The organism is Streptomyces sp. NPDC002206 (assembly GCF_053593595.1).
Genome location: NZ_JBSFCW010000044.1, coordinates 1 through 14,984 on the forward strand (window position 1 = coordinate 1; position 14,984 = coordinate 14,984).

Below are 14,984 nucleotides of genomic sequence, written 5' to 3' on the forward strand. Positions count from 1 at the left end.
GAGCAGTCCGGACCCTGAGGGGGTCCTGTCCGGCCGATCAAGCCGGCCCCGCCGGGCGGGCCCCCCCCCGGGGGGGGCGGGGGCGCACCCCCCCCCCCGCCACCACACCATTCGCATAACCAAGTAAGAGAGAAACCATGAACATGACCGACTACGAACCGCAGGCCCTCGACGTCCTTGACGATGCCGGGCGAAAGGTGCTGTTCACCGAGGCCCGCACCGCGAACACCTTTGCCGCAACGGATGTTGCCGACGACGAACTCGCCAAGATCTGGGAACTCGCCCGCTGGTCGCCGAGCGCCGCCAACGGTCAGCCTCTGCGCGTGCTCTTCGTGCGCACCCGCGAGGGCAAGGAGCGCCTGGGCCGGCATCTCGACGAGGGCAACAGGGCCAAGACACTCAGTGCGCCGGCCGTGGCGATCCTGGCGTACGACGTCGACTTCCACGAGCAGATGCCGACAGTCTTCCCGGCTCGCGGCGACATGCTGCGAGCGGCCTTCGCCGACCAGGTCGAGAAGCGCGAGAGCATCGCAGCCTACAACTCGGCACTGCAGACCGGGGTCTTCCTGCTCGCGGTGCGCGCGGCGGGGCTCGCGGCGGGTCCCATGGCGGGCTTCGACAGGGCCGGCGTGGACGGGGAGTTCTTCACCGGTACCAGCTGGCGTTCGCATCTGGTGGTCAACATCGGTCACCCCGGTGCCGACCCGTGGTTCCCGCGGCTGCCCCGCGTGCCCGTCGAGGACGCCGTCGCCTGGGTCTGACGGCCCCTGCCGCCGCCTGGGCGCGCCGGAACGGAAGTCCGAGCAGCCCGAGAGTGGTCGGCGGTAAGAGGTGCCATGCCGTGGGCGCCGGTGCTCTCCTGAGTGCCGGCGCCCACTTTTCTCCCCTGCCCGAAGTAGCTGTGATGGACTTCCTGGAAGCGACCGCCCTCATAGCCGCCCTCAACGAGTCGCTACAGGCAGGGTCATTAAGAGTGCCCGGCAGTAGGCGTTACTTGAGTCTCCTGGTGGTCGGGCGGCCGTCCCAGCGGTAGAGCGGGGTGGCGCGTCGGATGAGCATGCGGAGCGTGACGATGGTGGCGGACAGGTAGAGGTAGAAATCGACGACCTTGCTGCGCTTCTCGGTGCAGCGCCGCAGCTTGCCGAATCCGTTCATCCACGCATGGCTCCGCTCGACGACCCATCTCCTGCCGGCCTGGATGGGAGCGGGCACGCCCTTGCGGGCGATCTCGCCGGTGAAGCCCAGTTCTTGTAGCGCGGTGCGGGTCTTGTCACTGTCGTAGCCACGGTCCAGTCCGTTGTGGTGGTGCGTGTCCTGGGGGTCCGGTGTGGCGTTGAGAGTGTGTGACTCCGGACGAGATTGCTGTGGTGCGTGGCGAGTTGGAGACGTTCGCGGCGGAGGTGTTCGAGCCGTTTGCGCGCAAGGATCAGCGCCGGTGGGGGCAGGTTTATCTGCGGGGGCTGCTGACCGACGGGCAGCGTAAGTCGGTCGAGCCGATGGCCGCCCGGCTCGGGGAGGACGGCAATCGTCAGGCACTGGCCAACTTCATCACCACCAGCCCCTGGGACCCCGCGCACATCCGGGCCCAGCTGGCCTGGCGGATGGAGGAGGCGATCGGGCCCGACGCTTTCGTCTTCGACGACACCGGGTTCCTCAAGGACGGGACGGCCTCGGCGTGTGTGTCGCGGCAGTACACCGGCACCGCGGGCAAGGTCACCAACTGCCAGGTCGGCGTCTCACTCCACCTCGCGTCCGACCACGCCTCGGCGGCGGTCAACTGGCGGCTGTTCCTGCCCCAGACCTGGGATCCCGCCTCACCGAAGGCCGATGCGGGCAAGGTCGCCCGCCGCACCGCCTGCGGCATCCCCGAGGACGTCGGGCACGTGGAGAAGTGGCAGCTGGCCCTGGACATGCTCGACGAGATCCGCTCCTGGGGACTCGAGGTGCCGCTGGCCATCGCCGACGCCGGATACGGCGACGCCGCCGCGTTCCGGCACGGACTGCAGGATCGCGGCCTGAACTACGTGGTGGGGATCTCCAGCACGCTGTCGGCCCAGCCCGCCGACGCGGTCCCGGTGGCCGAGCCGTACTCGGGGATCGGACGCCCGCCGGTGGCGAAGTATCCCGACAAGCCGCGGTCGGTGAAGGAGCTGGTCATCGCGGCGGGCCGGAAGGCGGCCAGGCCGGTGCAGTGGCGTGAAGGTTCCCGGTCCGGCACCGGCCGCTCGGGCCGCAAGCGGATGTACTCCCGCTTCGTGGCCCTTCGTATCCGGCCCGCCGGACGCGAGGTCCGCCAGAACGTCGACGGCCCGGAGCTGCAGGAGTGCTGGCTGCTGGCCGAATGGCCCGCCGGCGAGAGCGAGCCGGTGCAGTTCTGGCTGTCCGACCTGCCCTCCGGCATGCCGTTGACCACACTGGTCCGCCTCGCCAAGCTCCGCCGGCGCATCGAGCACGACTACCGGGAGATGAAACAAGCCCTGGGACTTGCCCACTTCGAGGGCCGGACCTGGGGCGGCTGGCACCACCACGTCACCCTCGTCTCCGTCGCGCACGCCTTCTGCACCCTGCAACGACTGGCCCGGGCCCCAAAAGACCCAGCGCCGGCCTGAGCCTCTACCAAGTCGTCCGCGAACTGCAGACACTCCTCGCGGTCTGGACCGGTGCCTGCCCCACCTGCCACCGCGACATACCCACACCGATACGAACCTGACCAAGCCCTACTAGGACCCCGCACTGACCGCGCCCGCCACACCGGGTGCGGGGCTCCGGTGTCCCTGCACGCACGCAGCGCGCCAGGTCCGCGCTGCCTTCCGAGGAACGAACCTCATGCTTTCGCCTTCGCCCACGCCCTCCCACGCTCCCTCGTACGCAACGGTTCTGCGCACCCGTCATGCCTCCCGCACCTTCGGTGCCGCACTGCTGGGACGGCTGTCGTACGGGATGATCTCCCTCTCCCTGATGCTGGCGGTCAAGGACACCACCGGCTCGTACTCCGTAGCGGGCGCCGTCATGGCCCTGTTCGGGGCGACCAGTGTCTTCCTCTCCCCCGCCCGTGCCGCGCTGATCGACCGGTACGGGCCACGACGCGCACTGCCGCCGATGGCCATCGCGTACGCGCTGCTCCTCTCGGTCCTCGCCCACGGCACCTGGCAGCCCGGTGCGTCGGGGGTCCGGCTGGGAGCGTTGGCCGTGACCGCCGGCGCCTGCACACCACCGCTGGGACCCGTGATGCGGACCCTGTGGAAAGGCCTCGTGCCCGACCGGGAACATCTCCAGCGCGCCTACAGCCTGGACGGCGTGGCCGAGGAACTCCCCTTCGTCACCGGGACGTTGCTGGTGGGTCTGCTGGTGAAGTTCGCCGAACCCGCGGCCGGTGTGGCGGTCAGTGCCGCGCTGGTGCTGGTCGCGACATCGGCCCTGGTGACATCTCCGGCAGTACGCGGTACGGGCGTCCGCCCGCCGAGGACGAAGCCACTTTCTGCGGCACCGTCCGGGAAGCGACTGCTGGGCGTGGCCGCGTTGCGGCACGCGGTGGCGGTGGCGGCCGGGGTGGGGCTGTGCCTGGGGGCGCTGGATCTACTGGTGGTGGCCTTCACCGACCGACAGGACCAGGATGCGGCCGCGGCCTGGGTGCTGGCGGCGCTCTCCGCGGGGAGCGCGGTCGGCGGTCTGACCTACGGCGCCGTCGCGTGGCGCGCCTCGAGCCGGCTGCGGCTGACGGCACTTGCCGCGGCGCTGGGGCTGTCCCTGCTCGCGGCCGGATTGTCGCCGAACCTCTACGTGCTGGTCGGCATGGTTGCCGTCGCCGGGCTGTTCGTCGCCCCGGCCCTGACCACGGCGTACCTGATCGCGGACGAGTCCGTCGACACGAACAGCCGTACGCAGGCTGGCGCATGGGTCAACACCGCCGTCAATGCCGGGTCATCGGGCGGAACAGCCGTGGTCGGTCCGCTGCTGGGGCACATGCCGCTCGCGGCATGTTTCGCCCTTGCCGCGGCCCCGGTGCTGCTCTGCGCGGCGTTCACGGTCGATTGGACGGGCGAATTGGTCCGGACGTGGCGGGACGCGTTGCTGGGCCGGGTGGTTGGCGGTCGCCGGTGTGATCGTGCTGACGGCGTGCAGTGGCTCCGCGGGCGGCGGCGCGGCAGATACCTCCGGTAGCCCCGTCGGACCCGTCGACAGGTGGGCCGGCGAGCAGGGGCCCAGGACGGTGGTGGCCCTGGTGCTGCGGCCGCGTACGGACGACTGGCGGCGGACGATGGTGCACAGCTCCGCGCCCGTTCTCGTGCTGGCGTCGGGGTGGCGGGTCGACGCGGACGGTACCGGCCAAGCGTCGCTGTGGTGCGCCGGGGTGCGGGCGGGTGCGGCCACAGTCACCGTGCTGGCGAAGGCGCCGGACGTGGCGGACGCGGCGTGGGCGGCCTTCACGTCGAGGATCAGCGTGGTGCCGCACCCGAAGGAGGGGTGACCCCGGAGTCCGAAGCCGGATCCGGGTTCACCCCTCCTGATGGTGTGTGGCTCAGCTGAGGTTGCGTATGCCGATGGTGTAGATGCCACGGCCGTGGGTGGCCGCGTAGAGGGTCTTGCCGTTCGGGCTGAGCCTCAGCTGAAGCACGGCGACCGCCGGGAGGGAGCCGACGCGCTGCCACGTCGTACGGCCCGGCGCCCGGTAGACGACACCGAGGTCCGTGCCGACGGCAAGGCCACCGCCCGGTGTGACGACCGCGGAGTCGGCCGGCACATCGGGGAGGTTCGCCGAGATGTCCCTCCAGGTGGTGCCGCCGTCGGTGGACTCGAAGACATGGCCGACGCCGGCGCCGGGCCCTTCGGTCCACTGCCGGGAGAAGCCGTTGACGGTGAGGTAGACGTGGTCAGTGTTCTTGGGGTCGATGGCGAAACTGCTGAGGTAGCGGTTGGGCACCGTGCCGACCGCGCCCTTGGCCGGGAGGACGATGTCCTGCCAGCCGGTGCCGTCCGCGTTGCCGACTGCGATGCCGCGGGTGAAGCCCTGGTTATTGCAGGGGCCGCACCAGGCCGCGTACACCTTGCCACCCGAGGCGGCAACGGCGGTGGCGGTGTGGCCGGCCCCGAGATCGTGGACACTGGTCCACTCGTCGCCGCTGCGGATGGCGTAGCCGTGGGTCTGCACCCACACGTGCCGGCCACCCGCGATCCAGGTCGAGCTGTTCTTCGCGTCCGCGGCGAGCGGGGCGATGAAGCGGGCCTCCCCGGTGGCGTTGTCGGCCGGGGCGACGGAGTACGAGGTGATCTTGCTGGAATCGTTGACCCAGGAGCCGTCGTTGATCGCGCAGTTCTGCGTCACCTGGACCGCGAGGTAGACGTACTCCTCAGCGATGTTGCAGCCGTTGGCCGGGTCGGTGAGGGTGTCGCCGCCGTCACCGCCGAAGTTGGATCCCATCACCGTGTCGTTGCTGCGCAGGATCGACTGGCCGTTGTCCTGCAGGCCGCCAGTCACGGAGACGCCGCCATGGGCCAGGTCCTTGCCGATGCCGACCGAGAAGTACTGGAGGGTGTCGATGGTCCCGTCGTTGAGCGAGATCCAGTCGGTGGCGTGGCCCTCGGCGTCCTGTTTGCCGTTGACGGGCCGCTTGTAGGCGCCGCCGTCGTTGCCCACGTACACAAAGCTCTTGCCGTGGTAGCTGCCGATCGCGACGCCGTGCTGGTCGGAGTGGGTGGTCTGGTTGCAGTCACCCGTCTGCTTGGTGGGGTCGATGCTCCAGCAGGAGAAGCCGAAGTTCCAGTACGGGCCGACGGTCGACCAGTTACTGCCGCCGTCCTTCGTCTCGTAGACCTCCTCCAGGCCCGTGTACACATGCTCGGCGTCGGCCGGATCGACGGTCAGGAACTGGTTGTACCAAGCCTGGACCCCGGGCATGTAGCCGCTCGAAGTCAGCGCCGAGCCGTCGGCGGCGAGACCCTTGTAGTCGGCGATCTTCGTCCAGGGACCGGTAGGAGAACCCGACTTGGATACGTAGATACCCTCCAGGCCGCTGTCCGGGTTGGTGTTGAGCTGCTCCGGCGACTGGTCGATCGCGTAGTAGCGCGAGCCGTCGGCGGAGCGGGCGAAGGTGACGTTGCCGACGTTGTCCGCGTCGGACGGCAGATCGCCCAGACCGCTGGTGATCCGCGTCCAGGTGCCGTTCACCTTGGTGTAGAAGCCGTTGTAGTCGTCACCGCTGCGCCAGCCGACCGCCAGGACCACCTTCGAGGGGTCCTTGGGGTCGATCGCGATGTCGTTGGCGATGTTCTTGTACGCGGCGGCGGGGTCACTCGTCAGCGAACCACCCGGCAGATAGTCGGGATTGGGTGCGAACTCCAGCTTCCAGGCGCCGACGAGCTTCTTCGTGGAGTGGCTCCACACACCCCTGCTGGTCGCCGCCCACACCTTGCCGCCGCCGAAGCGCAGCTCGTGGACGGTGGTGCTCTCCAACTCGTCGCCGCCGACCCGGCTGCGGGAGGAGAAGGTGCCGTGGTGCGGGTTCGACAGGACGTAGACGCCGCTGCCGAGATAGGCGTCCGCGTTGGTGCTCGCCTCGCCGGTGCCCAGCCACAGCCGGCCCCCGCCGTCCAGCGCGAGCGCCCCGGTGGACTGCGCCGGCAGCTTGTCGCTGATCGGCTTCCAGTGCCCGCCGCCGCTCCGGGACCGCCATACCCCGCCGCCCGCGCTGCCCGCGTAGACGTAACCGTGGTCGTCGGCAGCCATCGCCGCCAGGCGGCCGGTCACGTAGCCCGAACCACCACTGGAGTTGGAGTCGTAGTCGCGGTAGCGCGAGTCGTCGGAGTTGTACGGCAGATCGGTGACGTTGCGCCAACTGCCACCGGTACTCGACAGGTTGTTCAGGCTGCTCCATGCGGCGCCGTACGCGCCCGGCGCGACGACGCCGGGTGAGGTCCGGGCCTCGGCGTACTGGTCGGCGCCCTCGGCGATCTCATCGGCCTCATTGCCGCCATCGGCGTCCTCCGCCTTCACCTTGGGGCTGATTCCACCCACCGACTGCGCTCGCCCGGCGGCGAGTTGCGCGAGTGCACGGGCCCCGAAGGGGCTGCTGTCCCCGCCGGACGCGGCGCCTGCGGGTATCGCGACGAGTGCGGCGGATGCGGTGATGGCGCAGATCGTGAGCCATCGTCTTTTACGTGTTGGTGCTGACACCAGGGCCTCCCAAACGGGCGTTGATACAGCCGTCGCAGGAGACCCGATCACGAGCGGGACGAGACGTCCGCCGCTTGGAGAAGTCTTTGACCAGAACCTGCCACTACGCGCGTCAGAGGCCGACTGGCTCATCGCACCGTCACCGTCTGAGCCGGCACCGGGGTGTGCGCCCGGGGGACACGCACGCATGGACACGGCGCCGACCGTAGCGGTGACCACCTATCGCGGCCGCGCGGCCCGGGTGCCGGAGCCTTCCTGAATCCGCCGCGTCATTCCAACCGCGGTCGCGGCCCGCTACCGTTGCTCACGCGCTACGGCGCAGGGGCTCGCCGCAACCGCGACGACATCCGTCGCCAACGGTCCCTACCTCGACATGACGCCTGCTCGACCGGGCTCTGAACAGGTAGGAGGAGCATGCCCTCGAACGCCGGGCATCACGTGCTCGCGCCAACCTCACATACCGGCAGCCCACGCCTCCTGCGGGCGCCGATGCGCGTTCCGCCACGTCCGCTTCCTCTTCCTCGGAAGAGAGACGGTTGATGGCCCTGCTGCTGTTGTTCCTGGGCGGAGTGGGTGGTGCCATGTCACGCCACCTGTCCTCGATCGGGTATCCGGCGTCCTGGAGCATGCGCAGGGTGATCTCCAGAGAGCACGCCCGCGTTGTATCCCTGGACGACGTCAGCGAGGATGGCGGTGGGTCGATGGAGTGTATGGGCCCCACATGAGCTTGGCGGGCAGGGACTCGCCGGCGGGCCACACCTGCCCGGCCTGGTGGAGGCGCTGGACCATGCGGAGCAGCAGCACGTACGTGTGGTCGCGGGCCGGCCGCATGGAGCACACGAGCGCGTCGAGGGGGCCGAGGGCCATCCTCACGGTCGGCGGCGGCCGCCGGTGAGGTCCCCCGCCCGGAGGCACGCTTCGAGTTCGTCCGCCGGATAGGGCACCGTCTTGCTCCCGCCCATCATGCGCTGACGGAACCCACGCAGTAGGAGGGCCGTCGGCGCGTGCCGGGTGAGGAGGTCTGCCAGGGGGCCGGTGGTGTCCCTGGGCCGGACGCCCTCGGCCCAGTCGCGGACGAAATCGGTGTCGTCCTGAGTCCCGCGGAGTCGTTCCGCGAGGTGGTACCAGACCATCTGGGCGGCCACCTGCGCCCGGTCGTAGCTCCAGTGCCGGCCGAGGAAGTCCGCTTCCTGCGGCGCGAGTTCGAAGCCGTCGCTGAGGGCCAGACCGAAATCGGAGAAGTACAGCTGCCGGCCGTCGGTCAGGATGTTGTCGAAGTGGGCGTCGAAGTGGACGAGACCGCGGGCCCGCATGAAGTCGGCGGTGTCCGCGAGTTCCGTATCCGCACGGAGGGACTCGGCGGGGTCGTCCTGGCCGGCCAGCCATGCGCCCAGGGTCTGCGGGACGTACTCCAGGAACAGGACGATTCCGGCCGTGGAGTCGCGGATCGCCTCCAGCCGGTCGCGTACGGCCGGTGAGCCGTCCCAGTGGTCGACCGCGCCGTCCAGGCCGCCGAGGAAGTCGAACGCATGGGGCCCGGCAGGAGAGTTGGGCAGCACCCGCCAGTGGTACATCAGCGGGAAGGCGGGGCTCTCACCGCCGAGCACCCAGTTGGTCGTCATGGTGTGCACGGCGAGTTCGCGCCACGCTCCGAACCCGGTCGATCCCAGGCCGTACTGGTAGAAGGCCGGCAGCCCGAAGAGGTTCGCAGTGGACCGGACGTTCTCCGGCCGCAGCTCCAGTGCGGTCAGCGGGACCCGCTTGACGAACGTCTTCACCCCGCCGACGTCCAGCGCGGTCGTGGTGCCGCCGATCCCTGTGCCGACCGGGGTAGCCCCGGCGACCAGCCGGTCGAGCCGTTCGTCGCTGAGGAGGGAGAGACTGGTCGACACGGTGGTGTACGAGGACAGCCGCGTCGACAGGTCCCGGGGGACGGACGGCTCGGACACGCGCTGCGCAGCATCTCGGAAAGTCACCCGGCCCATCCAACCGCATCGTCCCAGGTGGCTCCACGCCCCTGTCGAGAGTGTGGAGCCACCTCGTGGAAGTCCTCCGGAACATCTCAAGAGGACCTGTCAGCAGCTCACTTCGGGCAGCGGGTCACTTCAGACCGAACGCCCGGACGATCTCCTGGTCGATGCCGAGCCCGTTGCCGGCCTCGCTGTGCGCCTTGAGCGAAACGAAGCCGCCGGCCTTCTTGGGTGTCTTGAACCCGGCGGTCCAGTTGCCCTCGGAGGTCTTGCGCAGCTCCACGGCGTTCCAGCTCTTGCCGTCGTCGTAGCTGACCGACAGCGAAGCCTTCTTGGCCTTCACCGCGCCGTCCAGCCATTCCTGGGTGCCGGAGGCGAGACCGATCTCGGTCCAGTCGCCGGCCTTGACGTCACCGGCGAGGTCGGTGTCGACGCTGTAGTCCAGTTGCAGCATCGGCATGTCCACCTGCCAGGGGCCGTTCTCGTCCAGGGCGCCCGAGACGAAGTTCCACTCGGTGTCGGTGCGGGTCGATGTCTTCCAGGTCGCCGCGTCGCGCGAGGCGTCGAGCACCAGGCGGTACGGGAGCTTATCGGGCGACACGCCCCAGGCGTACGCGTCGCGTCCGGGAGATTTCAGGATCAGTGTGTCGCCCTGGTAGAGGGCGATGGTGCCGATGTCGTACTCCATGTCGGGCATCGAGCCGGAGTGGCCCTTTCCGGAGTCCGTCCACGGAGTCATGTTGAACTGCATGCCGTTGTAAATGCTTCGGGCCGGACCCCAATAGCCGGTGCCGAGCCGCAGGTGGCTGACTGGTGCGAACCAGTCGTCGCCGTAGGTGCGGCCCGCCGTGTAGTCCAGCTCGCCGCTGCGCATTTCGTAGGAGATGTTCGTTGCGGTGGCGTCGAAGACCGAATGGTTCTCGGACCAGTGCGAAGCGCCGGGCAGCGGGGTGACCCACTCGGTGCGGGTGCCGGGAAACTTCTCGTACTCCTCGAAGCCGATACCCGGGCCGTAGTCCGGGACGTCGTAGCGGTAGCCGCTGCCGAGCGCCTCCCGCTGGCCGGAGAAGGTGTTCTCCACCTTTGCCAGCTGGCCCGTCGACGGGGCGAAGGCCAGCGAACGGTCCGGGACGGCGCCGTCGTGGCGGTCGACCAGGTCATACAGGTAGCTCGCGAACTTCCGCTGATCGATCGTCAGCTGTGCGCCTCGCTGGGCCGCCTTGATCAGCGTTTCGCCCGCGAGGCGCTGGACCGAGGCGACCGGGATGGCAGCCGTGGATCCGTAATCGGCGTACCACTCCATCAGCACACCGCTGCCGTCGTTGACGACGAACAGCGCTTTGGCACCCGCGGGGACCGCGTTGGCGATCCGGTCGGCGGGGGCCACCGCATCACTGCGGCGGATCACAACGGCCTTGCCCTCGACGTTCAGGTCCTGGTAGTCGGCCGTGGCGCCGTTGCCCGCGAAGACACCGGTCGGTTTCTAATTGCTGTCCTCGGCGACGGGCGAGCCGCCCTGCACGGTGACCGGCACATCGTGGCAGTCGGCCGACAGGTCGATCTGCTTCTCGCCCTGGCGCCAGCGGGTCAGGAAGCTGAACGTTCCCTGGGTGACCTTCTTGGTCGGGCTCGCCCACAGCTGGTCGTACATGACCGGGATCTGCTAGGAGTGGCGGACGACAGCTACGCAGAGGTTGCCGCCCGGCCGGGAACACCGGCGGGACACCCTCCACAGCGAGGACCGCACCTGCCGCTGCAGGCTGCGCAGGTACCGGCCACGGCCCCTCGGCCGACCACGTCGTAGCCCTCCACCTGGTGCGAACCCAGCCACACCAAACTCTGGTCGAGCTCGATGCCCTGGCACATCTCGTTGGGCTGCTGGACTACTGCGACAACCGCGACCGGTGTCGACCTCCTCCGCATTGCCCTGCGCTCCGCGATGGAGAAGGCGAAGCAGCGCGGAACCCAGCCCGGCACCCTCAAGACCAAGAAGCGCACGCGGCCCGCACGCCGCGCCGGACGCGATCCGATCGGCCTCGGCTACGCAATCAACGCGATGATGGCCGAACGTCCCTGGATTGCCCCGACGGCGTTGATGCCCGTGTCAGCTTTTTCGGCGTATGTACACCTGCCCAATGTGGAGACGCTGGGCTTCGCCATCAGCCAGGTGCCGCGGTTCGACGTGGTCCCGCCCGCGGTGAACGCGCAGGACCCTCACCTGCTTGTCGGCCAAGTCCTCAAACACCACAGGGCGACCGGCGGCCGGTACCAGGTGCCGCTGAAATCCCTCACCCGCCACGTCTTCATCCCCGGCACGACCGGGTCCGGGAAGACCAACACGATCATGGGATTGCTGCTGGAGGCCAGTGCGCACGGCGTGCCGTTCCTGGTCATCGAGCCCGCGAAAGCCGAGTACCGTTCCCTGATCTCGCACCCCGTGCTTGGCCGGGACATACAGATCTTCACCGCGGGCAAGGCCACCGTGGGCCCGTTCGTCCTCAACCCGTTCGAGGTGCCCGCCAGCACGACCGTCAGCGAGCACCTCGACCTGCTGCGGGCCGTGTTCACCGCATCCTTCGGCATGTGGACCCCGCTGCCGTAGATCCTCGAACACTGCCTGCACGAGGTGTACGTCGACCGGGGCTGGGACCTGCGCACCAACACCAACACCCGCCTGGACGAGGCGGCCACAACCACGGATGCCTTCCCCAGCCTGTCCGACCTGGTCGCCAAGGTCAGCGAGGTCATCCCCGCCCTCGGCTACGAGGACCGCATCGCCGGCGACCTGCGCGCCGCCCTGCTCACCCGGCTGGAGTCACTACGCAAAGGCGCCAAGGGCGCCATGCTCGACGTGTCCCACTCACTGCCTCCCACGGTGCTGTTCGAAAAGCCCACCGTGATGGAGCTGGAAGCCCTCGGCGACGAAGGCGACAAGGCGTTCTTCACCGGACTGCTCCTGATCCGCCTGGTGGAGCATCGCCGAGCGCAGGGACAGCGGCCCAACCTCGTGCATCTCCTCGTCGTCGAAGAGGCCCACCGGCTGCTAGCCAACGTGCACACCCAAACGTCCGAGGAGGTGGCCAACCCCCGCGGCCAGGCCGTGGAAACCTTCTCCAACCTGCTGTCGGAGATCCGCGCCTACGGGCAGGGCGTGGTCATCGCCGACCAGGTCCCCGTCCGCCTCGCCCCCGACGTCATCAAGAACACCAACCTGAAGATCGCGCACCGCATCATCTCCGCGGACGACCGCGCGGCCCTGGCCGGCGCCATGGCCATGGACGAACTCCAGGCCAAAGCCCTCACCACCCTCGGCGTCGGGGAAGCAGTCGTCTTCAACGGCGGCGACGACGCCCCCCTCCTGGTGCGCGTACCGGCCGTGAAAGACCCACTCTCCCCGCACCCGCCACCGGACGACCAGGTACAGGCCCACATGCGGCACTGGAGGAACACAAGCTCTCACGCCAAGCTCTTCCGGCCCCGCCCCTTCTGCGACCAGACCTGCGTCACGCCGGCCGCCTGCGACACGGCCCGCCTCTTCGCCGACGACGAATACGTGCAACGCAACCTCGCACGCATCGTCACCACCACCGTCGACGAACCCGGGGCACTGGACCGCCTGTGGGACGACCTCACCACCGCCATCGACGCCCGACGCCCACCCACCGTCCCCACCACCGACCTCCTGCGCGCCTACGCCGGACACGGAACCGACTGGCTCGCAACCCGCCGCGGCGCCCAACGCTCCTGGACCTACACCGACACCGCCGAATTCCGCGACCGCATGCGCGCCCTACTCCTCGACAAGCTCGACACCGGCGGCCAGAACGCCGCAACCCTGGCGGCCGACCTCCAGCAGACTGTGCACCGCCTCCACGCCCGCCAGTTCGAGCCCTATCCGGCATGCCACCTCGTCTGCACCCAAGAGCCCCCACTATGCCTGTACCGCTCCGCCGTCGCCGACCTCGTCGCCGGCCGCCGCTACCACCCGGCCTGGCGGGACGCCGACCAGAAAGACGCGGCCTCCGAAGACAAGCGGCGGCGCCTGACCTGGGAGGTCTGCCAGGACGCGGCCTACGAACTGGTCGAGTTCCCCACCGAGGACGTGTCAGAGGAGACCAAGAAGAAGCTGGACACCACAGCCCGGCGGGCCTGCCTCTGCTTCGAACAGCAGATGCTCGCCGACGCCCGCCGCAGGCATCTGAGATTCGCAGACCACTGGCCCTGGACCGACGTGATCATCGACGCCCTCGCACGGCTCGAAGCTCTCCCGAACACCGGATGACCAGCGCGTTCCCGCCCCTGCGAGCAGCACCATCCCCACCGGAGCCGTGGAACCCGGCGCCCACCCGACGCGATAGCCGGGCCACCGGCCTGCCCACCATCAGGCAACCAAAGCGAAACAGCCCGCCAAGTGCGCTGGCGAGCTCACGAAAGTTCGAGGCTAGTGATCCTTATGCCGTTCGTACCGCGTTCACCCTGGACGATAGCGATGAAGCGGTGGAATGGATCATCGGACGCGATCTACTGATCGAGGGTCTGAAAGGCCCCGTCGGCGAGGGTGATGTTCGGCTCTGGCCAGCCGGCGAGCGCGACCGCGGGTCCGTGTACATCGTCCTCAAGCCACCAGATGGTGTGGCGCTGCTCGAAGCTCCGACGCAGGACATCAAGAAGTTCCTGCAGGAAACGGACGCGCACGCGCCTACAGGGTCCGAGTCCGAGCACATCGACTCGGACGCGCTGCTGAGGCACCTCCTCGCCAAAGACTGAGGTTTCCCTGCCCGGACGCCGGACTTTAGCCGCGATTGCAGCAAATGTGCCGCTGCAGGCCGAGACCGCCCTGACTGGCTGCAGGCCCATGGGCAACGGTTAGCGTGCCCCTCCTGAGGCTGGCACACTGAATGTGTGTCCCCGCTGATGACCGCTGCTGATCAGCATGCGTTCTCATCGATTTCTGGCGCCGCCGTCGTGTCGGTCTGCGCACTGGTCTTCACCGTCGCCTCATTCTGGTGGCTCAATTCCAGGCAAGGGCGCCTGAAGTCATGGGAGCCTCATTCTTTTGCGGCGACTTTCACCTCCTCTCTGGTTCGCCTGCGGCTACCGCTCGTCCTTCACAACACCGGCGCCAAGCCGATAGTTGTACAGGATCTCAGGCTCACCTTCCCTGATGAGCCCGCCTCTCATCTACCACTCCTGTGGATGTCTTCACCGTCTCGGCTTCAACCGGGGCCGGACGAGGAAGCGAAGTTGCCAGCCGGATTCGTCGTGGCCGGCAGAGAAGCTCAACAACTCTTCATTGAGTTTGAGGCACCGTTTCCTGGGCTCGTTCCGGAGGCCCGTGACTACAAGGTCCAAGTTCAAGTGAGGGTTGGCCACCGAAAGGGGTGGCGCCCGCTTGTGACGTTCACCTTGAGGACCAACAACATCATTGATCCCGTCCGGTACGCCGTCTACAACAACGCACCTCTTGAACTGACGAAGGAGGATCAGCAAAAGGCAGACATCGCGCTCCTGGAGCTCTTGGACAAGCAGGAGAAGGACGTTTCCACCCAGGGTGAGGCTAAGCAGCGAGACTCCTCGAGCGACGACGGCAGCGCCGGTACCGATCTGTAGGCGGAACATGCTCATGAGCTCGGCGAGGACAGACGTGTCGCACTGCACGTACGACACGTCCTGACGGCTTTGCGCCTGTGCACGTTGGCCAGGTTCTCCTCGTCCTCCCAGCTCACAGCCTGCGGGCGGGGGCCGCCATCGAGCAGCTCACTACGGCACCAGGGGAATGCGGCGGTTCTCGTTCCGAGTTTCCATATGTCGTACGTAACCGCTTCAGTGGTACCATACGACGT

10 protein-coding genes and 2 pseudogenes are annotated in these 14,984 nt (G+C 68.4%); 8 read left to right on the top strand and 4 right to left on the bottom strand.

Annotation, left to right across the window (positions count from 1 at the left end; all coding sequences use genetic code 11):
• Window positions 1–137: 137 nt before the first annotated feature.
• The gene (locus ACWCP8_RS37160; protein ID WP_329165112.1) at window positions 138–761 is read left to right on the top strand and encodes a malonic semialdehyde reductase; all 624 of its coding nucleotides are present in this window, start codon (window positions 138–140) and stop codon (window positions 759–761) included.
• Between the two features lie 229 nt (window positions 762–990).
• Here ACWCP8_RS37160 and ACWCP8_RS37165 read toward each other — a convergent pair.
• Window positions 991–1,293 (bottom strand): annotated as a pseudogene (locus tag ACWCP8_RS37165) (transposase); the annotation flags it as partial.
• Window positions 1,294–1,343: 50 nt separating this feature from the next.
• Here ACWCP8_RS37165 and ACWCP8_RS37170 point away from each other — a divergent pair.
• From ACWCP8_RS37170 to ACWCP8_RS37180, 3 genes are all read left to right on the top strand, one after another.
• A complete protein-coding gene (locus tag ACWCP8_RS37170) occupies window positions 1,344–2,609 on the top strand; it encodes an IS701 family transposase (protein ID WP_451120767.1) in 1,266 nt (421 codons plus the stop codon).
• 217 nt (window positions 2,610–2,826) lie between these two features.
• Window positions 2,827–4,161, top strand: a complete 1,335-nt coding sequence (locus ACWCP8_RS37175; protein WP_451120769.1) for an MFS transporter — start codon at window positions 2,827–2,829, stop codon at window positions 4,159–4,161.
• A gap of 49 nt (window positions 4,162–4,210) precedes the next feature.
• Window positions 4,211–4,468 carry an acetyl-CoA synthetase gene (locus ACWCP8_RS37180; RefSeq protein ID WP_451120771.1) on the top strand — a complete coding sequence of 86 codons (258 nt, stop codon included), beginning with the start codon at window positions 4,211–4,213 and terminating at the stop codon, window positions 4,466–4,468.
• Between the two features lie 51 nt (window positions 4,469–4,519).
• Here ACWCP8_RS37180 and ACWCP8_RS37185 read toward each other — a convergent pair whose 3' ends face one another.
• From ACWCP8_RS37185 to ACWCP8_RS37195, 3 genes and pseudogenes are all read right to left on the bottom strand, one after another.
• Window positions 4,520–7,171 carry a glycosyl hydrolase gene (locus ACWCP8_RS37185; RefSeq protein ID WP_451120773.1) on the bottom strand — a complete coding sequence of 884 codons (2,652 nt, stop codon included), beginning with the start codon at window positions 7,169–7,171 and terminating at the stop codon, window positions 4,520–4,522.
• Between the two features lie 869 nt (window positions 7,172–8,040).
• Window positions 8,041–9,120, bottom strand: coding sequence for a protein kinase family protein (locus ACWCP8_RS37190; RefSeq protein WP_451120775.1), 1,080 nt, complete (start codon window positions 9,118–9,120; stop codon window positions 8,041–8,043).
• A 151-nt stretch (window positions 9,121–9,271) separates the two neighbouring features.
• A pseudogene (locus ACWCP8_RS37195) lies at window positions 9,272–10,804 on the bottom strand (PA domain-containing protein); the annotation flags it as partial.
• 189 nt (window positions 10,805–10,993) lie between these two features.
• Here ACWCP8_RS37195 and ACWCP8_RS37200 point away from each other — a divergent pair.
• From ACWCP8_RS37200 to ACWCP8_RS37215, 4 genes are all read left to right on the top strand, one after another.
• Complete coding sequence (locus ACWCP8_RS37200) at window positions 10,994–11,743, top strand: helicase HerA domain-containing protein (protein ID WP_451120777.1); 750 nt, start codon at window positions 10,994–10,996, stop codon at window positions 11,741–11,743.
• Between the two features lie 24 nt (window positions 11,744–11,767).
• On the top strand, window positions 11,768–13,423 hold the full coding sequence (locus tag ACWCP8_RS37205) for an ATP-binding protein (protein WP_451120779.1): 1,656 nt from the start codon (window positions 11,768–11,770) through the stop codon (window positions 13,421–13,423).
• On the top strand, window positions 13,420–13,908 hold the full coding sequence (locus tag ACWCP8_RS37210) for an SsgA family sporulation/cell division regulator (protein WP_451120781.1): 489 nt from the start codon (window positions 13,420–13,422) through the stop codon (window positions 13,906–13,908). The genes ACWCP8_RS37205 and ACWCP8_RS37210 overlap by 4 nt, the downstream gene beginning before the upstream one ends.
• Before the next feature lie 135 nt (window positions 13,909–14,043).
• Window positions 14,044–14,751: a hypothetical protein gene (locus ACWCP8_RS37215; RefSeq protein ID WP_451120783.1), complete on the top strand. Its 708-nt coding sequence runs from the start codon at window positions 14,044–14,046 to the stop codon at window positions 14,749–14,751.
• Window positions 14,752–14,984: the final 233 nt, after the last annotated feature.